This is a genomic window from Nigerium sp. (assembly GCF_039811905.1).
Taxonomy (GTDB): Bacteria; Actinomycetota; Actinomycetes; order Propionibacteriales; family Propionibacteriaceae; genus Propioniciclava.
On the sequence record NZ_JBDHZL010000039.1, the window covers coordinates 1 to 20,755 of the forward strand.

Sequence of the window (20,755 nt, forward strand, 5' to 3'; positions counted from 1 at the left end):
TCCGCCCGCCCCACCGCCTCCTCCACGACCGCCAGGGCCGCGTCGGTGGAATAGGGGCGCCCAGCGCGGGTGCCGTGACCCGGCAGGTCGACAGGCATCAGATCGGCCTCCGGGATGAGCTCGGCATAACCCACCCACTGGCGCGTGTCGAAGCGCGTGCCGTGCACGAGCACGAGGAGCGGACGCGATGTCACCAGGCCACCTTAGGCGCCGTGCTCGCGACCCTGTCGAGGCACTCCCCGTCGCGGCACACCCGCCGCCGCCTCCCGCGGCAGCAGCGGACGGTCCTGAGCCCGGCCCAGCCTCCATCGCCCGCCGGTCGCCGGCTCGGCCAGGCCCATGTCGGCCAGCCGCTGCAGGGCCCCCAGGCACGCCGGCACCGCCACCCCGGCTCGCAGCGCCAACTCCCCCACCGGCCGCGCCCCGCGGGACGGAAGAGCCTCGTACACCGCCGCGTCGGCCGGCACGAGCATGTCCAACAGCCGCGGCTGCCCCTGCGCGCCACCCTCGGACTCCCGCTCGGGCCGGAGGGGGCCCACCTCGGTCAGCACATGCTCGGCGCACGTCACCAAGACAGCATCGGCCTCACGGATGAGCTGGTGCGGCGTGAACGAGGTCGCGCTGGTCACCGGGCCCGGCACCGCCATCACCGGACGCCCGCACTCCCTCGCCCACGTGGACGTATTCCGCGCCCCGCTGCGCGCCGCGGCCTCCACCACGACCGTGCCCAGCGACGACGCCGCGATGAGCCGATTCCGTGACAGGAACCGAAGCCGCGAGGGCACCTCCCCCGGAGGCTGCTCCGAGACCACCAGCCCGGTCGCCGCGATCTGCTGCAGCAGCGAAGCGTGCCCTCGCGGGTACTCGTGCGCCGGACCACCCGCCAGGAACGCCACCGTCGTGCCGGCGACGGCCAGCGCACCTCGGTGGGCCGCCGCGTCGACGCCATAGGCCCCTCCCGAGACCACGGTCACCCCCGCGGACGCCAGTTCCGCCGCCAGGTCCGACGCCACCCGCTCTCCCAACGCGGTCGCGGCCCGGGACCCCACGATCGCCACCGACCGTTCGACGACCTCCGCCAGCGGAGCCTGCCCGCGCACCCACAGGCCGACCGGCTCCCCGGTCATCCCCTGCACCTCCTTGCAGCCGCGCAGGCTCTGCAGCCGCTGCGGCCACTCGTCGTCGGACGGGATCACGAACCGCGCCCCACAGGCGGCCTCCGCCGCGCGGAGCGCCTCCAGGTCGACCCGCTTCGCCCGCGCGCCCCACGGGCTCTCCATCGTGGTCGCGACCAGACCCCGCCAGGCATCCACCGGCCCGACCTCCTCCAGGACGGTCGGAAGGCGCGAATCGCCCGCCTCCACCGCGCACGCCAGGCCGCGCCGGGCGTCCCGCTCGTCGTCAGCCACAACGGGCCTCCAACTCCTCGCCGCGCCGCATGGCCAGCGCCGCCTCCACGTCTTCCCGGGACGGGCGCGCGGCGCCCGCCAGATCCGCCATCGTCCACGCCACTCGCAGCACTTTGTCGAAGCCTCGGCTGCTGAGCTGGCCGCGGGTCACCGCCCGGTCGAGCACATCGAGGCCCGGGGGCTCCGGTAGCGCCCGGCGCAGCACCGGACCCGGGACGGAGGCATTGGTCGTGAATCCGAACGGCGCGAGCCTCTCGCGTTGCCGCTCGCGGGCCAGCGCGACACGCTCGGCGACCATTGCGCTCGATTCGGCCCGCACCCGGGACGCCGCCCGCAACATCGCCCGACGCATCGGCGCCAACGACTGCGAGATGTCGATGCGATCCAGGATCGGCCCCGAGATCCGGGTCGTATACCGGCGCACGCTCATGGCCGGGCACCGGCAGTCGCCACCCGGGGTGCCCGCCTGCCCGCAGGGACAGGGGTTCGCCGCCAGCACCAGCTGAAACCGCGCCGGGTACCTCGTTTGTGCGAGCGACCGGGCGAGCACGATCTCGCCGGACTCCAGCGGCGTCCGCAGCGCCTCCAGCGCCCGGGGGCTGAACTCGGGCGCCTCGTCGAGGAAGAGCACCCCGTGGTGCGCCCGCGAGACCGCCCCCGGCAGCGCGACGCGCGGACCGCCCCCGACGATCGCGGCCAGCGATGCGGAGTGGTGCGGCGCCGCGAACGGCGGACGCCGGACCAGCCCCCGGTCGAGCGACTCACCCGCCAGCGAATGGATCGCCGACACCTCCAGCGACTCTGCCACCCCGAGGTCGGGCAACAGGCCGGGCAGGCGCTCCGCCAACAGCGTCTTGCCGACGCCCGGCGGCCCATGGAAGTACAGGTGATGGCCCCCCGCCGCCGCCACCTCGAGCGCCCATTTGCCCTCGACCTGTCCGACGACGTCGGCCAGGTCTTTCGTCACCGCAGGCACCTGCGGCTCTGCCACCTCGGACTCCACCGCGCACGCCACCGGACGCCCCCGCAGCACGTCGATCGCCTCCGCCAACGTGTGGACGCCGCAGACCGCGAGGCCGTCGACGAGGGCCCCTTCCCGGCGCTGGGCCGCCGGCACGATCGCCCGCCGCAGGCCCTCGCGCTCGGCCGCCACCAGCAGCGGCAAGATCCCCCGCACCGGGCGCACCCGCCCGTCCAACCCCAACTCCCCCACCAACAGCATGCGCTCCAGCGCGGCCAAGGGCACCAGGCCGTCGGCCGCCAAGGCGGCCACGACGATCGCGAGGTCGAAGTGCGAGCCCGCCTTGGGCAGCGTGGCCGGCGTCAGGTTGATGGTCACTTGCTGGTTGGGCCAGACGCGGCCCAGGGACGTGACGGCCGCCTTGCACCGATCCCTCGCCTCGTACAGCGCCGTGTCGGGCAGGCCGACGATCACGGTGCGCGGCAGACCCGTGCCGAGCGACACCTCCACCTCGACGAGCGTCGAATCCAGCCCGACCAGTGCCATCGAGAACGCGCGCGCCAGCTTCATGCGTCGATCCCCCGCACGTGCGTGACCGCCCCCGACCCGTCGCGCCGCAGCATCACGCCCACCGCGTCCAGCCGGACACGGGCCGCCGGACGATCCTGCGACCGCAGGTACTCCGCCGCCAGCGCGCGCAGCCGCCGCACCTTGTCGTAGGTGATCGCCTCGAGCGGGTCGCCGTACCCCAGCCCGCGCCGCGTCTTCACCTCGCAGAACACCAAGACCCCGTCAGGGTCGGTCGCGATCAGGTCGAGCTCACCGCCGCGGCACCGCCAGTTGCGGGCCACCACCGACCACCCTTGGCGCTCCAGAAATCGTGCGGCCAACTCTTCGCCGCCTGCGCCCGTTGCCCGCCGGGCGTCCCTCACCTCGTTCGACACGCTCCCCACCTCCACCCCCCACGATGGGGATGGACGCCGGATTCGTGTCAATGTCGACAATTTCCGCCCTCGCGGGCGGGTCGACTCAGACCTCGGGGACCTGCAACTCCGAGTGCGCGATCTCCTCGATCGACACGTCGCGGAACGTCAGCACCTTCGCCGACTTCACGAACCGCGCCGGACGGTACATGTCCCACACCCAGGCGTCGCCCATCGACACCTCGTAGTACACGTCGCCGCCCTCGGTGCGGACCTTGAGGTCAACCGCGTTGCACAGGTAGAACCGCCGCTCCGTCTCCACCGCGTAGGTGAAGATGCCGACCACGTCCTTGTACTCGCGGTAGAGCTGAAGCTCCAACTCGCTCTCGTACTGCTCAAGATCCTCGGTACTCATGACCGGCCAAGCTTAACCGTTCGCGCCACGTTGTCCCAGTTCATCCGATGGATCGCGCACGGGCCGTGTTCATCAAGCTTGCTCTGGTGCAGCGTCGTGCAGTAGCCCTTGTGGATGTCGAAGCGGTATTCGGGGTAGTCATCGTGGTATTCACGCATGATCCGGTCGCGCGTCACCTTCGCCACGACGGACGCCGCCGCGACACTCGCGGCGACGGCGTCCCCCTTCCACATCGCGAGGGTCGGGACGCCGAACCCGTCGACCGGGAAGCCGTCGGTCAACACGAAATCGGGACCGACGCCCAGCCGCCACACGGCCCGCCGCAACGCCTCGAGGTTGGCGACGTGCATCCCCAGCGCATCGCACTCGGCCGGCTCCACCCGGACGACCGACCAGGCGACCGCCCGACGGACGATCACGTCATACATGCGTTCCCGAGCCCGCGGCGTGAGCTTCTTCGAGTCGTTCAGGCCCGGCAAGGGCCTGGCAGGCAGGACGACCGCGGCCGCCACCAGCGGGCCCGCGCACGCCCCGCGCCCAGCCTCGTCGGCCCCGGCGACCCGGGCGAAACCGGCGCGGGACAGCCCCCGCTCGTAGCCGTAGAGGCCGGCGTCCGCGCGAATCCGATAACTCACGGGATCGCCGCGTCAGCAGGCCGGGGCGTCCCCGCGCACGATCGGCTGCGCGGGCGCGGCACCCGTGGCCGCAGGAACGTTCTCGAAGGTCGCCGGACGCGACAAGCCCCGGATGCGGTCGAAGGGCAGCACGATCGCCGCCGCGGTGCCGACCACCGACGACGTCCGGACGAAGGCGGGGGCGCCCTGAACCCCGTCCGCCTCTTCCTTCAGATGGCAGCGCGAATCGGCCGAATCGTTGCGGTGATCGCCCAGAAGAAACACCCGATCCGCCGGGACGACCACGTCGAACGTGTATTCCGACGGTTGGATGGGCTTGCCGTCCTCGTCGCGGTACAGGTACGACCCCTCGTCGAGGGCGCGGCCGTTCACGCTCACGCGCCCCTGCGCGTCGCAGCAGACGACGTGGTCGCCGGGCATGCCGATCAGTCTCTTGATGAGGTTGTGGGAACGCGGGTCGGGCATCAGACCGACGAAGACGAGCGCCTCTTCGGCCGGCGGCAACGCCTCCTGGCTCGCGTACCCCATCCACTCGTTGTCGTCGGTGAAGACGACCACGTCACCCCGCCGGTACGGGATGACCTTCTGAACGAGCACCCGATCCTGCGGCAGCAACGTCTGCTCCATCGACCCCGACGGGATCACGAACACCTGCAGCAGGAACATGCGCAGCAGCGTGGTCGCGATGAGCGCCCCGACGATGATGATCGCGAACTCGCGAATCACCCCGGCGAAGCCGCTGCGGGGAGCCTTCTCGCCGCGCTGTTCGCCTGAGTTCTCCTCGGGTGCCTGTGCCTGGCTGCCCGAATCCGTCGCCACCGCTGCCCCTCAGTGTCGCGCGATCAGTTCTCGCGCTTCTCCTTGATCTTGGCGGCCTTGCCGCGCAGGTTGCGCAGGTAGTACAGCTTGGCGCGGCGCACGTCGCCCTGACGATCGACCTCGATCTTCTCGATGATCGGGGAATGCAGCGGGAACGTGCGCTCGACACCCGTGCCGAAGCTGATCTTGCGAACGGTGAAGGCCTCGTTGATGCCGGAGCCGGTGCGGGCGATCACGTTGCCCGCGAACACCTGAATACGGGACCGGTTGCCCTCCACCACGCGAACGTGCACCTTGACGGAGTCGCCCGGACGGAAGGGGGGGATGTCGGTGCGCAGCGCAGACTGCGCGACCTCGTTGACCAGCTTGCTCATGATCTGTTCCTCGCCGGTGCCACAGGACACCACGTACGCCTGAAATCGGAGAGTCGCCCGCGCGCCGACCCCCTGTGGCAGGAAGCACGCAGCGCAACCCGACCAAGTTTGCCATAGGGACGCCGCTCGGCGAAATTCGCCTCGCGTCGCTCGCTCATCGGACGCCTCCGGCCGCCCGTTGCCGGCCGGGAACGCCCCAGTCGCCCCCGGACGCCGCGCCCGTCAGGCGTCCAGCGCCACGACGGGGTTGCCGAGGAAGCCGATGCCCGCGACCTCGCAGCCGCACTCGTCCCCCACGACCACATCGAACCCGGTCCCCGGCGCGCCGGTCAGGATGATGTCCCCCGGCCCCAACGTCATGTGGGCGCTGGCGTAGGCGAGCACCTCGAACGGGTTCCATGCCAGCGCCGCAGAACTCGAGGACGCGGCCTCCCGCCCGTTGACCGTCGCCACGAGGGCGACGTCGAGCGCGTCCAGTTCCGTCTCGACCCACGGGCCGATGGGGGTGAATCCATCGCCGCTCTTGGAGGAGATCATCTTCTCGTCGCTCGCGATCCCGTCGGGCGCGGTGACGTCATTGCCGACGGTCCAGCCGAGGATGTACTCCTCGGCCTCCTCCGCCGTGACCTTCCGGCACTCGCGGCCTACGACGATGGTCAACTCGCACTCGCCCTTGAGGCGCCCGGCGTCGGCGTCCAGCACGATCGGGTCGCCGGGGCCGACCACCGTGCGCGCCGACTTCATGAAGGCGCTCGCGGGCAACGCTCGGTCGGCGGGGCCGGAGTTGTGCGCCATCCCCAGCACGACCAGGGGCTCCACGGGCGCCAGCAACTCGGCGCCCTCCAGCGGATAGCTCTCGCCGGTGGGCTCGAGCGGCGAGTCGAAGAGATCGACGACCCCCAGCCAGCGTCCGTCGCGTTCGACCACAGGGCGCGGCCCGTCGGGGGTGGCGATGCGTGCGACTCTCATGGGTCCTCCTCGACCAACCGAATCATTCAGTCAACTGAACAGCGTGCAACCTATTGAACCACCGACGAAGGCTCCGCCATACTGAGGGCATCAGGTTATCGGCAACGACGCGGAAGAACGGGCGCACCATGACAACGACAGGATTCATCGGACTCGGCACGATGGGGCGACCCATGGCACGTCACGTCCTCGCGGCGGCGAAGCCGGGCGACCGCGTGCTGCTGCGCAACATCGACCGCGACGGCCTCGAACCCCTGATCGACGCCGGCGCCGAGTGGACCGAGACCGTCCGCGAGGTCGCCGAGGCGTCCGACATCATCATCTACATGGTGCCGGCGATCGCCCACATCCGCGCCACCCTCGACGGCCCCGACGGCCTGCTCGCCGGAGTGACGAAACCCCTGCTGGTCGTCGTGTCGTCGACGACCAGCTCGCAGGAGGTGCGCGACCTCGCGGCTGACCTCGCGCGCGACACCGACGGGCTCGTGGAGGTCGTGGACGCCCCCGTCAGCGGCGGCGCGGAGGGGGCCGAGACGGGCACCCTGTCCGTCATGGTCGGCGGCGACGACGCCCCCGCCGCCCGCGTCGTCGACGTGCTGAGCGCCACCGGACGCGCGGTCCATCTCGGCCCGCTCGGCGCCGGCCAGATCGCGAAGGCCTGCAACCAGCTCATCGTCGCCGCCGAGATCGTCGCGAACGCCGAGGCCGCCGTCCTCGCCGAGCGGTCGGGCCTCGACGTCGCCCTGCTGTTCGACCTGCTGGGCGACGGCTACGCCGGCAGCCGCATCCTGCAGGTGAAAGCGCCGCGGTTCGTCGCGCACGACCACTCCCCCTCGGGCCCCGCGAAGTTCCTGGTCAAAGACCTGCGCGCCTTCGCCGAGGAAGCCGAACGGGTCGGCATGAACACCCTGAGCGTCGAGCCGCTGCGGGCCGTGTTCACCCAGCTCACCGACGAGGGTCTCGGCGACCAGGACACGGCGGTCGTCCAGGCGTTCATCGAGCAGCACAGCGAGGTCCCCTCGGCCTGAGTCCCCGTTCGTCGCTCACCGGACGCCGCCCGCCCACGCGGGCGGCGTCCTGCTTTCTCGGGCGAGCGGGGACGCCGGACTCGAGCCCGCCCGTCACGCACGTGAACGGCGCCGATCCCCGCGGGGATCGGCGCCGTTCGTGCTGGCGACGTGCTGAACGCTACTTGCCGTCTTGGCTGAACAGCGACGCGATGAGGTCGCGGTTCAGCTGGCTGATCGTGTCCAGCGGAATCTGCTTGGGGCAGACGTAGGCGCACTCGCCGATGTTCGTGCAGCCGCCGAAGCCCTCGGCGTCGTGCTGCCCGATCATCGACTTGACGCGCAGCTTCCGCTCCGGCTGGCCCTGGGGCAGCATCGCGAGGTGCGTGATCTTCGCCGAGGTGAAGAGCATCGCCGACCCGTTCGGGCACGCCGCGACACACGCGCCGCACCCGATGCAGGTCGCCGCGTCGAACGCGCGATCGGCCTGCCGCTTGGGGGCCGGAACCGAGTGCGCCTCGGGCGCGGAGCCCGCGTTGATGGAGATGAAGCCGCCGGCCTGGATGATCCGGTCGAACGCGGACCGGTCCACGACCAGGTCCTTGATCACCGGGAAGCCACCCGAGCGCCAGGGCTCGACGTCGACCGTCGCCCCGTCGGCGAAGCTACGCATGTGCAGCTGGCACGTCGTGGTCGGGACGGCCGACGAGCCGCGCCCGTGGGCCGTGCCGTTGATGACGACGCCGCACATGCCGCAGATGCCCTCGCGGCAGTCGTGGTCGAACGCGATTGGTTCCTCGCCCTTGACCGTCAGCTCTTCGTTCAGGAGGTCGAGCATCTCCAAGAACGACATGTCCTCGGAGACACCCTCCACCCGGTACGGAACCATCTGGCCCGGGGCGTCGGCGTTCGGCTGGCGCCATACGCGCAGGTTGATGATCACTTGTAGCTCCTCTGCTTCAGCTCGATCGCCTCGTAGATCAGCGGCTCCTTGTGGAGGATCGGCTCGCCACCGTTGCCCCACTCCCAGGCGCCGACGTAGAGGTACTGGTCGTCGTGGCGCAGCGCCTCGCCGTCCTCGGTCTGCGACTCGGCCCGGAAGTGGCCGCCGCAGCTCTCGCGGCGGTGGAGGGCGTCGATGCACATGAGCTCGCCCAGTTCGAAGAAGTCGGCCACGCGGCCGGCCCGCTCGAGGGTCTGGTTGAAGTCCTCGTTCGTGCCGGTGACCTTGACGTCGCGCCAGAACTCGTCGCGCAACTCGCGGATGCGCCCGATCGCGTACTTGAGGCCCTCCTCGCGCCGCTCCATGCCGCAGTACTCCCACATGATCTGCCCGAGCTCCTTGTGGAAGGAGTCGACCGTGCGGTTGCCCTTGACCGCCAGCAGCTTGTTGATCCGCTCCTTGGTCGAGGCCAACGCCTCCTGGACCGCCGGATGCGAATCGTCGATCGTGCCATGCTTCGACACGTCGGCCAGGTAGTCGCACATCGTGTTCGAGAGGACCCAGTAACCGTCGGCCAGGCCCTGCATGAGCGCGGACGCCCCCAGCCGGTTCGCACCGTGGTCGGAGAAGTTCGCCTCGCCCGCCACGTACAGGCCGGGGATGCTGGACATGAGGTCGTAGTCGACCCAGAGCCCGCCCATGGTGTAGTGCACGGCCGGGTAGATGCGCATCGGCACGTCGTACGGGTTCTCGCCGGTGATCTGGGCGTACATGTCGAAGAGGTTCCCGTACTTATCGGAGACGCCCTTCTTGGTCAGCCGGTTGATCGCGTCGGCGAAATCGAGGTAGACGCCGCGGCGGCGCAGCCGGGTCTCGCCGGTCTGCGGGTCACGCTCTTCGACCTCGGGGCCGACGCCGCGGCCCTCGTCACACATGTTCTTCGCCTGACGGGAGGCGATGTCGCGAGGCACCAGGTTGCCGAACGCCGGGTAGATGCGCTCCAGGTAGTAGTCGCGATCTTCCTCGGGGATCTCCCGCGGATCCTTCGCGCAGTCCTCGGCGCGCTTCGGGACCCAGATGCGGCCGTCGTTACGCAGGGACTCCGACATCAGGGTCAGCTTCGACTGCGTCTCGCCGTGCACCGGGATGCAGGTCGGGTGGATCTGCGTGTAGCACGGGTTGGCGAAGTAGGCGCCCTTGCGGTGCGCGCGCCACGCCGCGGTCACGTTGCAGCCCATCGCGTTGGTCGACAGGAAGAAGACGTTGCCGTAGCCGCCCGTGGCGAGAACGACGGCGTCCGCCGTCCACGTCTCGATCGCGCCCGTGACCATGTTGCGGGTCACGATGCCGCGGGCCCGCCCGTCGGCGACGATCAGATCGAGCATCTCGTGACGGGTGTGCATCTGCACCGTGCCGGCCGCGACCTGACGCTCCAGGCTCTGGTAGGCGCCGATGAGCAACTGCTGGCCCGTCTGGCCGCGAGCGTAGAAGGTGCGCTGCACCTGGACGCCGCCGAACGACCGGTTGTCGAGCAGGCCGCCGTACTCACGGGCGAACGGGACGCCCTGGGCGACGCACTGGTCGATGATGTTCGCGCTGACCTCGGCCAGGCGGTACACGTTGGTCTCGCGCGAGCGGTAGTCGCCACCCTTGACCGTGTCGTAGAACAGCCGGAAGGTCGAGTCGTTGTCGTTCTTGTAGTTCTTCGCCGCGTTGATGCCGCCCTGGGCGGCGATCGAGTGTGCGCGACGCGGGCTGTCCTGGTAGCAGAAGTTCTGCACGTGGTAGCCGGCCTCGCCGAGCGTCGCGGCGGCCGCGCCACCCGCCAGGCCCGTGCCGACCACGATGACCGTGATCTTGCGGCGGTTCGCCGGGTTGACCAGCTTCGCCTCGAACTTGCGCTTGCTCCACTTCTGCTCGATCGGCCCGGCAGGAGCCTTCGTGTCGGCGATCTCGTCGCCGACCTGCCAGAAGTCGTTCGTCACAGTCTCACTCATCTCAGCCCACCCATCCGAAGAACACAGCCAGCGGCGACACCATCGCCATCGCCCACCAGCCGACGGCCACGATCCACGCCACGATGTTCAGGTTCGCCCGCGACCGCTTCGACGTGTTCGCGCCGAGCGTCGTCAGCGAGCTCCAGACGCCGTGGCGCAGGTGCATCGCCACCGCGGTGACCCAGATCAGGTAGCCGAGCGTGATCCACCACAGCGAGAAGCTCGCCACGAACATCGAGTACGGGTCGGACCCGCGCTGGAAGCCCGTCGTGATCGTCTGCGTGGTGAACTGCAGCAGATGGAAGAGCAGGCCCGCCGCGACGATGACGCCGCCCCAGCGCATCGTACGGGCCGCGTACGTCTGCTCGTGACGCTTCACGTTCGCGTACTTCGAGCCGCGCGCCGCGTGCGCCCGCTGGGTCAGCTTGGCCGCCGACCAGATGTGGAGCACGATCGCCGCCAGCATCAGCGCCCGGAAGGCCCAGATGAACCAGCCATGCGGGATCAGGGGGTAGCCGAAGTCTTGCTTCAGCCATTCGGCGTAGTGGTTGAAGGTTTCGGCCCCGAAGAACACCTTCAGGTTGCCGAACGAGTGCACGAGCAGGTAACCGACCATCATGAGCCCGGTGACGGCCATTAGGGCCTTCATCGCGACAGACGATCGAACCGCTCTCTGTTGAGGAGTGAGAGTTGTAGTCGCCACGGTGCTCACCCTAGACAAATACACGGCGGCGCGGGCGCGCGACGCCAGATCCGACTCGCGATTTTCACACGGACCGCTCGACGCCCGTGCGATCGGCCGCACCGCGGCCGTCCGGGCGGACGACCGTGCGCGCCGAATCGGCCCCGACTGGGCGTGTCGCCGCCGACGAGGCGGTCCGGACGGCGGCCCGCCCCAGGTCTGGATGGCGGGCGGTCGAGGTTCAGGCCGGCGGCAGCAGGTCGGGACGCCGCCGTGCGGTGCGCTCGTGGGAGCGCTCGCGCCGCCAGCGGGCGACCTCGCCGTGATGCCCGGACAGCAGGACGGGCGGGACGTCCAGGCCGCGCCAGGACGCCGGTTTCGTGTAAACGGGGTACTCCAGGGTGCCGTCACCGGCGACGGAGTAGGACTCTTCTATGAGCGACTCGGGGTTGCCGACGACCCCGGGGATCAGCCGGACGACCGCCTCGATGATCGCCAGCGCCGCGACCTCGCCGCCGTTCAGGACGTAGTCGCCGAGGCTGAGCTCCCGCACGGGCATGCGGGTGCGGGCGTGCTCCATGACGCGGGCGTCGATGCCCTCGTACCGCCCGCAGGCGAACAGCAGCCAGGGCAGCGCAGCGAGCTCGTGGGCCACCGGTTGCCGGAACGGCTCACCGGACGGCGTCGGCACGATGAGCGTCGGCGGATCGTCCGGGTCGACGAGCGCGTCGAACGCCTCCCCCCACGGCTCGGGCTTCATGACCATGCCGGCGCCCCCGCCGTACGGGGTGTCGTCGACGGTGCGATGGCGGTCGTGCGTCCAGTCGCGCAAATCGTGGACGCCCCAACTCAGCAGCCCGGACGCGTGGGCCTTGCCGACCAGCGAGAGCTCGAGCGGAGCGAAGTAGTCGGGGAAGATCGTGACGATGTCGAGGCGCATCACTCCGCCGCCCCTGCGGGTTCGCCGGCCTCGCCGGCGTCCTCCACCTCGAAGAGCAGACCGCCGACGTCCGCGACGCGAACGACGCCGGCGTCCAGGTCGACGCTCGGCACGAGCGCCTCGACGAACGGCACGAGCCGTTCGTCGCCGGCCACGTCAACGACGAGCAAGTCCTGGGCCGGCCCGTGCAGCACCCGGACCACACGGCCGACGGCCGCACCGGAGGCGTCCTGGACGGTGAGACCGACCAACTGCCGGTCGTAGAACTCCCCCTCGCCGGCCGGCGATTCGTCGACCTCGACGCGCGCCCAGACATCGAGGCCGCGCAGGGACTCGGCCGCCGTCCGGTCGGAGACGCCCTCCAGGGCGACCAGCAGGACGCCCGAGTGCCAGCGCGACCCCCGGACGCGAGCCGGGCGATCCCCCAGCACGACCTCGGCCCCGGGGGCGAAGCGTCGCTCGGGCTCGTCGGTCCGGACGAACACCGTCAGGTCGCCGCGCAACCCGTGTGGCTTGCCGAGCGTGCCGACGCAGACCAGTTCGGTCGCCATCCATCCTCCTCGCGCGCAGCGCGCTGTGTGCGGGCCGAAGCCGGCCCGGGGACGCCGCGACGCCCCGCGCACGAAGGCGTCGGGGCGTCGACGGGGTCTGGTTTCGGTCAGTAACGCCGGCGCGGACGACGATCCACGTCGACGAAGTCGATGCGCACCTGCTCGCGCCCCGCGAGCGCACCGATCACGGTGCGCAGGGCACCGGCGGTACGACCCTGACGGCCGATGACCTTGCCGACGTCGTCGGGGTGGACGCGCACCTCCAGGGTGCGAACGCGACGCCGGTCGAAGTCGGAGACGGACACATCGTCGGGATGGGACACCAGCCCACCGACGAGGTGCTCGAGCGCGTCGGCCAGCACGATCAGGCCTCGGCCGGCTCGTCGGCCGGCGCCTCGGCGGCAGCCTCAGCCGGCTCGTCGGCCGCGTCGGAGCCCTTGCTGCGGCGCGACGTGATGGCGTCGGACGGCTGGTCGTCGGCCTCGGCGAGCGCAGCGTTGAAGCGCGCGAGCTTATCGGCACGCTCAGGCTGCGGCTCGACGCCCGACGGGCTCGTGTCGCCGCTGAACTTCTGCCAGTCACCCGTGCGCTTGAGCAGGGCGATGACGGCCTCGGTGGCCTGGGCGCCCACGCCGAGCCAGTACTGGGCGCGCTCGGAGTTGACCTCGATCACCGACGGGTCGTTCTTCGGGTGGTAGATCCCGATCTCCTCGATGGCCCGGCCGTCGCGCTTCTGACGGGCGTCCATGACCACGATGCGGTAGTGCGGGGAGCGGATCTTGCCCATCCGCTTCAGACGAATCTTGACAGCCACTGGTGTGGATACTCCTGTAGGAACAAGCCCGTGCACGTGCGCGGGCGGGCGGGTGGAGCCGGGAAACGGTGTGGGACGCCGCCGCCTGACTACCGGATGAACCGCGACCAGAGGGCATGAGAGGGCGCCACCTGGTCACAGATGCAACGGCCATTCTGCCATGCGGGTGCCGTCCCGCGCGAACCCGGGCGCTAGCGTTGCGTCTGTGACAGGCGAACAGAGAGTGGAAAGGCCGAACAAGGTCCGTCTCGTCGCGCTGCTCGGGCCCGCGTTCGTGGCGTCGATCGCGTACGTCGACCCCGGGAACGTCGGGGCTAACCTCAGCGCTGGGGCGACCTACGGCTACGGGCTGGTGTGGGTGCTCGTGGCGGCGAGCGCGATGGCGGCCCTCGTCCAGTACCAGTCCGCGAAGCTCGGCCTGGTCACCGGACGCTCGCTGACCAGCCTCGTGGAGGCCTGGCTGACGCAGTCCGGACGCCCGCGGGCGTGGATCTGGGCCTACGGCGCGCAGGCGTTCGTGGTGGCGATCGCGACCGATCTCGCCGAGGTCGTCGGCGGCGCGTTGGCGCTCTACTTGTTGTTCGGCGTCCCGCTGTGGCTCGGGAGCCTGATCGTCGGCGTCCTCTCGGTGCTGCTGCTGCACGCGCTGCGACGGCGGGGCGAGCACGTGTTCGAGCTGGCGGTCGGAGGCGTCCTGGCCATCGTGGTCGTGGGGTTCGTGGGCGCACTGGCGTTCGCGCCCCCGTCGTGGCCGCGGACGATCGAGGGTCTCGTGCCGTTCGTGCCCGACCAGAAGGCCTGGCTGCTCGTCGCCGCGATGCTGGGGGCGACCGTCATGCCCCACGCCATCTACCTGCACAGCTCGCTGGCCGTCGACCGGCACTTCCGCAACGGACGCCGTCTCCACCCGCTGCCCGAGCTGCTGCGGGCGCAGCGGTGGGACGTCGGGTCGGCACTCGCCGTGGCCGGCACCGTGAACATCGCGATGCTCCTGCTCGCCGCGACCACCCTGCAGGACGCCGGCGGCGACACCATCGAGGCCGCCTACCACGTCTTCATGACCACGCTCGGGCCGCTGGCCGCGGTGATCTTCGCGATCGGGCTGCTGGCGTCCGGCATCGGCTCGGCGATCGTCGGCACGCACGCCGGCTCGCGGGTGCTGAAGGATCTCGCCCCCGTCCGGCTCTCCCCCACCGTGCGCCGGGTCGCGACCGTAGCGCCCGCGGTCCTGATTCTCATAACGGGCGTCTCCCCGACCGTCGTCCTGGTGGTCAGCCAGGCGGTGCTCAGCTTCGGGATCGCGCTCGCGGTCGTCCCGCTGGCCCTGTTCACGCGGAGCCCCCGCGTCATGGGCGACCACGCCGACGGCGTCGGAATGCAGATCGTGAACGCCCTGATCACAGTGGCGCTCATCGCGCTCAACATCGTCACGATCGCGACGCTCTGAGCGCGAGCACGACCCTCGGCAGGACGCCGGCCCTCAGCCTGCGGACCCGCCGACCACGCGCCCGCGCAGCACGATGAGCCGCGGATGCCGGACGACTTCGAGGTGCTTGCGCGGATCGGCGTCCAGCACCAACAGGTCGGCGGACGCCCCGTCGGCCAGCGCGTCCTCCCCCAGCCAGGCGCGCGCCCGCCAGGACGCCGCGCCCAGGGCGAACTCGGGCCCGCCGACGCGCGCCAGCAGCGCGATCTCGTCGGGCAGGATGCCGTGGCTGAGGGTGCCTCCGGCGTCCGTGCCGGAGTAGATGGGGACGCCGGCGTCCTTCGCCTTGCCGATGGTCTCGAAGCGGCGCGCGTGCAGCGCACGCATGTGCGCGGCGTAGAGGGGGAACTTGTCCTCGCCGCGCTCGGCGATGTCGGGGAACGTCTCGATGTTGATGAGCGTCGGCACGAGCGCGACCTGTCGCTCGGCCATGGTCGCGATCGTCGCGTCGTCAAGCCCCGTGCCGTGCTCGATGCCGTCGATGCCGGCGTTCACGAGCTCGGTGACGGAGCGCTCGTCGAAACAGTGCGCGGTCACGCGCGCGCCGAGAGCATGGGCCGCGTCGATGGCCGCCTTGGCGACGCCGGCCGGCCAGAGCGGGCTGAGGTCGCCGATGTCGCGGTCGATCCAGTCGCCCACGATCTTGACCCAGCCGTCGCCGCGGCGGGCCTGGGTCTCCACCTCGGCGACGAAGGCGTCCGGCTCGACCTCGACCGCGTAGTTGCGGATATAGCGGAACGGCCGCGCGATGTGCCGGCCCGCGCGGATGATGCGCGGCAGGTCGTCGCGCTCGTCGATCCAGTGGGTGTCGGCCGGCGACCCGGCGTCGCGGATGAGCAGCGTCCCGGCGTCCCGGTCGGTCAGCGCCTGCCGCTCGGCGGTCTCGGCGTCCACCACGCCCTGGTGGCCGAGGCCGATGTGGCAGTGGGCGTCGACCAGCCCGGGCAGGATCCACACGCCGGTCGCGACAGTCTCCGCGTCGGGGACGGGCGTGAACGACAGGCGTCCGTCGACCACCCACAGGTCGCGCTCCTCGCCCCCGGGGAGCACCGTGCCGCGCAGATGCAGCCGCGGCGGCAGCCCCGCCGGGACGCCTCCGTGGTGCGCGTGCGGGCCGACGTGCGTGTGCGTCGAGCCGTCGTGGGTGTGGGTGACGGACGCCAGCGGCGTCCCCAGCGCAGACAGCGGAGGCTCGTGGGTCATGGCCCTAGCCTCCCGCCCGGGACGGCCGGGCCACAAGAGCCGCGGCTCGGGCTCAGCGGCCCTTGTTCTGGTCGAACATCTTGGCGAGCTCGGGCGGCAACTGGAACTCGTCCATCGCGCTGGAGCTCGGAGCGCCCGAGATCGGCAGGCCGAACTCGTCGACGGCCGGCTGCGCCGGTGCCGCCGGCTGCTCGGCCGGCGCGGACGCCGCCGCCCGCTTGGCGGGGTTGCCCGAGACGCCCTTGCGACCCTTCTTCTTGGACGCCTGCTGCCGCGCCGGCCGCCGCCCCCCGCCCATGCCGGGGACGCCCGGCATGCCGGGCATGCCGCCGCCGCTGCCGAGTTGGGCCATCATCTTGCGGGTCTCCATGAACCGGTTGACCAGGGAGTTCACCTCGGTCACCGACGTGCCGGAGCCCTTCGCGATGCGGCTGCGCCGGGAGCCGTTCAGGATGGTCGGGTCGGACCGCTCGGCCGGCGTCATCGAGTAGATGATCGCCTCGATGCGGTCGATCTCGCGCTCGTCGATCGCACCGATCGCGTCCTTGTACTGCCCCATCCCGGGCATCATGCCCAGGATCTTGCTCATCGGCCCCATCTTGCGCACGGCCTGCATCTGCGCCAAGAAGTCGTCGAGCCCGAAGCCCTTGCCCTTCTTGGTGAGCAGCTTCTCGGCGGCCTTGGCCGACTGCTCGGCGTCGAAGGTCTTCTCGGCCTGCTCGATCAGGGTGAGCACGTCGCCCATGTCGAGGATGCGGCTCGCCATGCGGTCGGGGTGGAAGACGTCGAAATCGGCCAACTGCTCGCCGTTGGAGGCGAACATGATCGGCCGGCCGGTCACCTTACGGATCGACAGGGCCGCACCGCCGCGGGCGTCGCCATCCAACTTCGACAGCACGACGCCGTCGAAGCCGACCCCGTCGCGGAAGGCGATCGCGGTGTTCACCGCGTCTTGGCCGATCATCGCGTCGACGACGAAGAGGACCTCGTCGGGATGCACGGCGTCGCGGATATCCATGGCCTGCTGCATCAGCTCGGCGTCCACGCCGAGTCGGCCGGCGGTGTCGACGATCACGACGTCGTACATCTTGCGCGTCGCCTCGTCGATCGACGCCCGCGCGACCGCGACCGGGTCGCCCACGCCGTTGCCCGGCTCGGGCGAGAAGACCGGGACGCCGGCCCGCTGGCCGACGACCTGCAACTGGTTCACCGCGTTCGGGCGCTGCAGGTCGGCCGCGACCAGCAGCGGGTGGTGCTTGTTCTCCTTCAGCCAGCGGCCGAGCTTCCCCGCCAGCGTCGTCTTGCCTGAGCCCTGGAGGCCGGCCAGCATGATGACGGTCGGCGGGGTCTTGGCGAACCGCAGCGTGCGCGTCTCGCCGCCCAGGATCTCGACGAGTTGCTCGTTGACGATCTTGACGATCTGCTGCGTCGGGTTCAGCGCCTGCGACACCTCGGCGGAGCGCGCCTGCTCTTTGACGCTCGCCACGAAGTCTTTGACCACGCCGAGGTTGACGTCGGCCTCCAGCAGCGCGATGCGAATCTCGCGCGCGACCTCGTTGATATCGGCCTCGGAGAGCCGGCCCTTACCCCGAAGGTTGCGGAAGGTCTCGCTCAGGCGGTCTTGCAGTGTGTCGAACAAGGCGTTCCCTCACGGTCGATCGAATGACCCGCCCAGCCTACTCCAGGCAGGGAAAAAGCCCCGAGCCGGGCGGGCCCGCGTCACTCCCCCAGCAGGCCGTCGACGAAGCCCTCCGCGGTGAACGGGGCGAGGTCGTCGGCGCCCTCGCCGAGCCCGATCAGCTTCACCGGGACGCCCAGCTCGTGCTGCACCTGCACGACGATGCCGCCCTTCGCCGACCCGTCGAGTTTGCTGAGGACCAGCCCCGTCACGTCGACCACCTCGGAGAAGATGCGCGCCTGCACGAGCCCGTTCTGGCCGGTCGTCGCGTCGATCACGAGCAGCACCTCGGTGACCGGCGCCTTCTTCTCGATGACGCGCTTGATCTTGCCCAACTCGTCCATGAGGCCGGTCTTCGTGTGGAGCCGGCCGGCCGTGTCGACGATGACGACGTCGGCGCCGGTCGCGATGCCCTCGGCGACGGCTTCGAACGCGACGGACGCCGGATCGCCCGCCTCCGGCCCCCGCACCGTCGGGACGCCCACGCGCGAACCCCACGTCTCCAACTGATCGGCCGCGGCGGCGCGGAAGGTGTCCGCCGCGCCGAGCACGACGGTGCGCCCCTCGGCGACGAGCAGGCGGGCGAGCTTGCCGATGGTGGTCGTCTTGCCGGTGCCGTTGACGCCGACCACGAGCACGACGCCCGGCAGCCCGTCCTCCCCCTTCACCCGGAGACGGCGGTCGAGCGACGGCCCGACCAGCTCGATCAGCTCCGAGCGCAGCACCTCGCGGGCGCGCTCGGGGTCGTTCACCCCGTCGATCGCGAGCTCGCGGCGCAGCGTGGCGACGAGCTGCGTGGTGGTGGCCACGCCCAGATCGGACGTGATCAGCGTGTCCTCGAAATCGTCCCACGTCTCCTCGTCGAGCCGGTCGCGGGAGAGCAGGCCGAGCACAGCCTGGGCGAACGCGTTGTTGCTGCCGGCCAGGCGCCGGCGCAGTCGGCTCAGCCGAGTGCCGCCCCGCTCAGGGACGTCGCGCACCGCCGGCTCGGGCTCGGCCGGGGACGCCTCGGGCTCGGCCACCGCGGCGGGCGCGCGGCCCTCGCCTGGCTCTTCGGGCGTCGGGGCGAGCGTCTCGTCGGCCTCGCGCTCGGGCGCCTCGGTCGTCGGTGCGCCTGCCTCCAGCTCATCGCGCCTGCGGGACGCGATCGCGCGCCGGCGCCGGACCACGATGACCGTCGCGACGACGACGATCACCACCGCCGCGACGGCGGCCGCGATGATCCAGGTCAGGTTCTCGGTGGGAATCACCCGGTCATCCTACCGACGGGGCGCCCGGCACCGCCCAGGTTCAGGAGCGCTTGCCGCGTTGCTGATCGTCCGCCCAGCCCTCCGACCAACTGTGATCGGAGATCTCCTGCACCGGGGCGCTCTTCGCGGTCGAGAAGTCGGCCCACGTGGTCGTCGGGGATGCCGGCAGCGGCGCGGTCTGCTGGGGCTGGGGCTGGGCCTGCGGCCGCCCGGACGCCTCGGCCGCCGACGCGGCCGACGCCGGCGTCCGGGCGCTGGACGCCGAGCGCGCGCTGGACGCCGTGTGCGCCGAGCGCGCGGAGGCGCGCGAGCGGATGCGGTCGGGCAGGGACTTGAGGTCTTCGGCGCCCTCTTCGGCCTCTTCGAAGAACGTGATGAGCCCGCGCGGCGGGTCGGCCTCGCCGTTCAGGTGGGCGGCGGTCTTGGCCAGCGCGTGCGCCATCTCGGGCGCCCGGTGCCGGCCCTGCCCCTCCATGCCCATGACGACCATCGCGATGACGGCGATGGCCAGGACCAAGATGACGAGCATCACGAAAATGACGGTCGGCACGCGTCCACCTTCTCTCGGGGGCAGGAGAAATCCCTGCTCATTGTACGCACGGCCCCGCTCATCCTTCGCGAAGCCGTTGGCTGATGACGGTGGAGACGCCGTCCTCGCGCATCGTGACGCCGTAGAGGGCGTCCGCGATCTCCATCGTGCGCTTCTGGTGGGTGATCACGAGCAGCTGGCTGTTCTCGTGCAGCTCCTCGTAGATGTCGAGCAGGCGTCCGAGGTTCACGTCGTCGAGGGCCGCCTCCACCTCGTCGAGAATGTAGAAAGGGCTCGGCCGCGCCTTGAACAGCGCGACCAGGAACGCGACCGCGACGAGCGACCGCTCCCCGCCCGAGAGCAGCGACAGCCGCTTCACCTTCTTGCCGGCGGGGCGCGCCTCCACGTCGACGCCTGTGGCGAGCATGTCGTCGGGCTCGGTGAGCACGAGGCGTCCCTCACCACCGGGGAACAGCCGCGCGAAGGACGCCGCGAACGCCACCTCGACGTCCGCGTAGGCGTCCGCGAAGACCTGCTGGACGCGGGCGTCCACCTCGTCGATGATGCCGGCGAGGTCGGCGCGCGTCTGGCGGAGATCCTCGAGCTGCTCGGCCAAGAAGGAGTGCCGCTCCTGCATCGCCTCGAACTCCTCCAGCGCGAGCGGGTTGATGCGCCCGAGCGCGCCCAAGTTGCGCTCGGCGACGCGCAGCCGCTTCTCCTGCTCCTCGCGGACGTAGGGCCGCGGCTCCGGACGCTCATCGTCCTCCGTGAGCGCCGACCCGTCGGGCCTCGTCAACACCGGAACCGGCTGCTCGGGCCCGTACTCGGCCGCCAGCACGTCGGCCGTCAGGCCCAGCTCCGCGAGCGCGCGCTCGGCGAGCGATTCCACCCGCATCCGCTGCTCGGCCCGGGCCAGCTCGTCGCGGTGCACCGTATCGACGAGCGCCTCGAACTGCTTCGCGAGGTCGCGGCTGGCGCGGCGGGCGTCGGTGAGCCGGCGCTCCGCGTCCAGCCGGGACGCCTCCGCCTCGGCCCGCGCGCGCCCGGCGATCGCCTGGGAGCGCTCGACCTGCTCCATGATCCAGGACGCCGCCAGCCGCGCCGCCTCGGCCACCTCGGCCTCGCGGCGCAGTTGCTCGCGCCGCTGCGCGGCCTGCGCGCGCGCCTGGC

General features: G+C 71.0%; 23 protein-coding genes. 2 read left to right on the forward strand and 21 right to left on the reverse strand.

Features of this window, described 5'->3' with window-relative positions; genetic code table 11:
* From WMJ97_RS08420 to WMJ97_RS08460, 9 genes are all read right to left on the reverse strand, one after another.
* Positions 1-194, reverse strand: a 194-nt coding sequence (locus tag WMJ97_RS08420) for a hypothetical protein (protein WP_347348538.1), incomplete at its 3' end; no start/stop codon positions are given.
* Between the two features lie 9 nt (positions 195-203).
* Entirely contained in the window at positions 204-1,409 is a 1,206-nt protein-coding gene (gene dprA / locus WMJ97_RS08425; protein ID WP_347348539.1) for a DNA-processing protein DprA, read from the reverse strand.
* Complete coding sequence (locus WMJ97_RS08430) at positions 1,402-2,940, reverse strand: YifB family Mg chelatase-like AAA ATPase (RefSeq protein ID WP_347348540.1); 1,539 nt, start codon at positions 2,938-2,940, stop codon at positions 1,402-1,404. Before WMJ97_RS08430 ends, dprA begins: the two co-directional genes overlap by 8 nt.
* On the reverse strand, positions 2,937-3,314 hold the full coding sequence (locus tag WMJ97_RS08435; protein ID WP_347348541.1) for a YraN family protein: 378 nt from the start codon (positions 3,312-3,314) through the stop codon (positions 2,937-2,939). The genes WMJ97_RS08430 and WMJ97_RS08435 overlap by 4 nt, the downstream gene beginning before the upstream one ends.
* A gap of 85 nt (positions 3,315-3,399) precedes the next feature.
* Positions 3,400-3,708: a DUF2469 domain-containing protein gene (locus WMJ97_RS08440; protein ID WP_347348542.1), complete on the reverse strand. Its 309-nt coding sequence runs from the start codon at positions 3,706-3,708 to the stop codon at positions 3,400-3,402.
* Complete coding sequence (locus tag WMJ97_RS08445) at positions 3,705-4,343, reverse strand: ribonuclease HII (protein ID WP_347348543.1); 639 nt, start codon at positions 4,341-4,343, stop codon at positions 3,705-3,707. Before WMJ97_RS08445 ends, WMJ97_RS08440 begins: the two co-directional genes overlap by 4 nt.
* A gap of 12 nt (positions 4,344-4,355) precedes the next feature.
* Positions 4,356-5,162: a signal peptidase I gene (gene lepB, locus WMJ97_RS08450; RefSeq protein WP_347348544.1), complete on the reverse strand. Its 807-nt coding sequence runs from the start codon at positions 5,160-5,162 to the stop codon at positions 4,356-4,358.
* A 23-nt stretch (positions 5,163-5,185) separates the two neighbouring features.
* Positions 5,186-5,536 carry a 50S ribosomal protein L19 gene (gene rplS, locus WMJ97_RS08455; protein WP_347348545.1) on the reverse strand — a complete coding sequence of 117 codons (351 nt, stop codon included), beginning with the start codon at positions 5,534-5,536 and terminating at the stop codon, positions 5,186-5,188.
* A 222-nt stretch (positions 5,537-5,758) separates the two neighbouring features.
* Positions 5,759-6,505 carry a fumarylacetoacetate hydrolase family protein gene (locus WMJ97_RS08460; RefSeq protein ID WP_347348546.1) on the reverse strand — a complete coding sequence of 249 codons (747 nt, stop codon included), beginning with the start codon at positions 6,503-6,505 and terminating at the stop codon, positions 5,759-5,761.
* A 128-nt stretch (positions 6,506-6,633) separates the two neighbouring features.
* Between WMJ97_RS08460 and WMJ97_RS08465 the strand changes: the two genes are divergently transcribed.
* Positions 6,634-7,533, forward strand: a complete 900-nt coding sequence (locus tag WMJ97_RS08465) for an NAD(P)-dependent oxidoreductase (RefSeq protein WP_347348547.1) — start codon at positions 6,634-6,636, stop codon at positions 7,531-7,533.
* 160 nt (positions 7,534-7,693) lie between these two features.
* Here WMJ97_RS08465 and WMJ97_RS08470 read toward each other — a convergent pair whose 3' ends face one another.
* The 7 genes from WMJ97_RS08470 to rpsP form a co-directional block, all read right to left on the reverse strand.
* Positions 7,694-8,455, reverse strand: a complete 762-nt coding sequence (locus WMJ97_RS08470; protein ID WP_347348548.1) for a succinate dehydrogenase/fumarate reductase iron-sulfur subunit — start codon at positions 8,453-8,455, stop codon at positions 7,694-7,696.
* Positions 8,452-10,452, reverse strand: a complete 2,001-nt coding sequence (locus tag WMJ97_RS08475; protein WP_347348549.1) for a fumarate reductase/succinate dehydrogenase flavoprotein subunit — start codon at positions 10,450-10,452, stop codon at positions 8,452-8,454. Before WMJ97_RS08475 ends, WMJ97_RS08470 begins: the two co-directional genes overlap by 4 nt.
* A 1-nt stretch (position 10,453) precedes the next feature.
* Positions 10,454-11,101, reverse strand: a complete 648-nt coding sequence (locus tag WMJ97_RS08480) for a succinate dehydrogenase cytochrome b subunit (RefSeq protein WP_347348550.1) — start codon at positions 11,099-11,101, stop codon at positions 10,454-10,456.
* Positions 11,102-11,375: 274 nt separating this feature from the next.
* The gene (trmD, locus tag WMJ97_RS08485; protein WP_347348560.1) at positions 11,376-12,074 is read right to left on the reverse strand and encodes a tRNA (guanosine(37)-N1)-methyltransferase TrmD; all 699 of its coding nucleotides are present in this window, start codon (positions 12,072-12,074) and stop codon (positions 11,376-11,378) included.
* Positions 12,074-12,625 carry a ribosome maturation factor RimM gene (rimM, locus tag WMJ97_RS08490; RefSeq protein ID WP_347348551.1) on the reverse strand — a complete coding sequence of 184 codons (552 nt, stop codon included), beginning with the start codon at positions 12,623-12,625 and terminating at the stop codon, positions 12,074-12,076. Before rimM ends, trmD begins: the two co-directional genes overlap by 1 nt.
* A 107-nt stretch (positions 12,626-12,732) precedes the next feature.
* Positions 12,733-12,987 carry an RNA-binding protein gene (locus WMJ97_RS08495; protein ID WP_347348552.1) on the reverse strand — a complete coding sequence of 85 codons (255 nt, stop codon included), beginning with the start codon at positions 12,985-12,987 and terminating at the stop codon, positions 12,733-12,735.
* Between the two features lie 2 nt (positions 12,988-12,989).
* Complete coding sequence (rpsP, locus tag WMJ97_RS08500; protein ID WP_347348553.1) at positions 12,990-13,439, reverse strand: 30S ribosomal protein S16; 450 nt, start codon at positions 13,437-13,439, stop codon at positions 12,990-12,992.
* A gap of 223 nt (positions 13,440-13,662) precedes the next feature.
* Between rpsP and WMJ97_RS08505 the strand changes: the two genes are divergently transcribed.
* Positions 13,663-14,886 (forward strand): Nramp family divalent metal transporter, encoded by a 1,224-nt coding sequence (locus tag WMJ97_RS08505; RefSeq protein WP_347348554.1) that lies wholly within the window; start codon positions 13,663-13,665, stop codon positions 14,884-14,886.
* 33 nt (positions 14,887-14,919) lie between these two features.
* On the opposite strand, the gene WMJ97_RS08510 is transcribed toward WMJ97_RS08505, so the two are convergent.
* From WMJ97_RS08510 to WMJ97_RS08530, 5 genes are all read right to left on the reverse strand, one after another.
* Complete coding sequence (locus WMJ97_RS08510; RefSeq protein WP_347348555.1) at positions 14,920-16,128, reverse strand: amidohydrolase family protein; 1,209 nt, start codon at positions 16,126-16,128, stop codon at positions 14,920-14,922.
* 52 nt (positions 16,129-16,180) lie between these two features.
* The gene (gene ffh / locus WMJ97_RS08515) at positions 16,181-17,767 is read right to left on the reverse strand and encodes a signal recognition particle protein (protein ID WP_347348556.1); all 1,587 of its coding nucleotides are present in this window, start codon (positions 17,765-17,767) and stop codon (positions 16,181-16,183) included.
* A gap of 80 nt (positions 17,768-17,847) precedes the next feature.
* Positions 17,848-19,056: a signal recognition particle-docking protein FtsY gene (gene ftsY / locus WMJ97_RS08520; RefSeq protein WP_347348557.1), complete on the reverse strand. Its 1,209-nt coding sequence runs from the start codon at positions 19,054-19,056 to the stop codon at positions 17,848-17,850.
* Positions 19,057-19,096: 40 nt separating this feature from the next.
* Complete coding sequence (locus WMJ97_RS08525) at positions 19,097-19,606, reverse strand: hypothetical protein (RefSeq protein WP_347348558.1); 510 nt, start codon at positions 19,604-19,606, stop codon at positions 19,097-19,099.
* Between the two features lie 58 nt (positions 19,607-19,664).
* Positions 19,665-20,755, reverse strand: a 1,091-nt coding sequence (locus WMJ97_RS08530) for an AAA family ATPase (RefSeq protein ID WP_347348559.1), incomplete at its 5' end; no start/stop codon positions are given.

Bases quoted from the DNA above. Each gene is read 5' to 3' on its own strand.
- WMJ97_RS08480 (WP_347348550.1), bottom strand. From the start codon at position 11,101: ATGAAGGCCCTAATGGCCGTCACCGGGCTCATGATGGTCGGTTACCTG.
- rimM (WP_347348551.1), bottom strand. From the start codon at position 12,625: ATGGCGACCGAACTGGTCTGCGTCGGCACGCTCGGCAAGCCACACGGG.
- WMJ97_RS08465 (WP_347348547.1), top strand. From the start codon at position 6,634: ATGACAACGACAGGATTCATCGGACTCGGCACGATGGGGCGACCCATG.
- WMJ97_RS08475 (WP_347348549.1), bottom strand. From the start codon at position 10,452: ATGAGTGAGACTGTGACGAACGACTTCTGGCAGGTCGGCGACGAGATC.
- trmD (WP_347348560.1), bottom strand. From the start codon at position 12,074: ATGCGCCTCGACATCGTCACGATCTTCCCCGACTACTTCGCTCCGCTC.
- WMJ97_RS08430 (WP_347348540.1), bottom strand. From the start codon at position 2,940: ATGAAGCTGGCGCGCGCGTTCTCGATGGCACTGGTCGGGCTGGATTCG.
- rplS (WP_347348545.1), bottom strand. From the start codon at position 5,536: ATGAGCAAGCTGGTCAACGAGGTCGCGCAGTCTGCGCTGCGCACCGAC.
- WMJ97_RS08510 (WP_347348555.1), bottom strand. From the start codon at position 16,128: ATGACCCACGAGCCTCCGCTGTCTGCGCTGGGGACGCCGCTGGCGTCC.
- WMJ97_RS08440 (WP_347348542.1), bottom strand. From the start codon at position 3,708: ATGAGTACCGAGGATCTTGAGCAGTACGAGAGCGAGTTGGAGCTTCAG.
- WMJ97_RS08460 (WP_347348546.1), bottom strand. From the start codon at position 6,505: ATGAGAGTCGCACGCATCGCCACCCCCGACGGGCCGCGCCCTGTGGTC.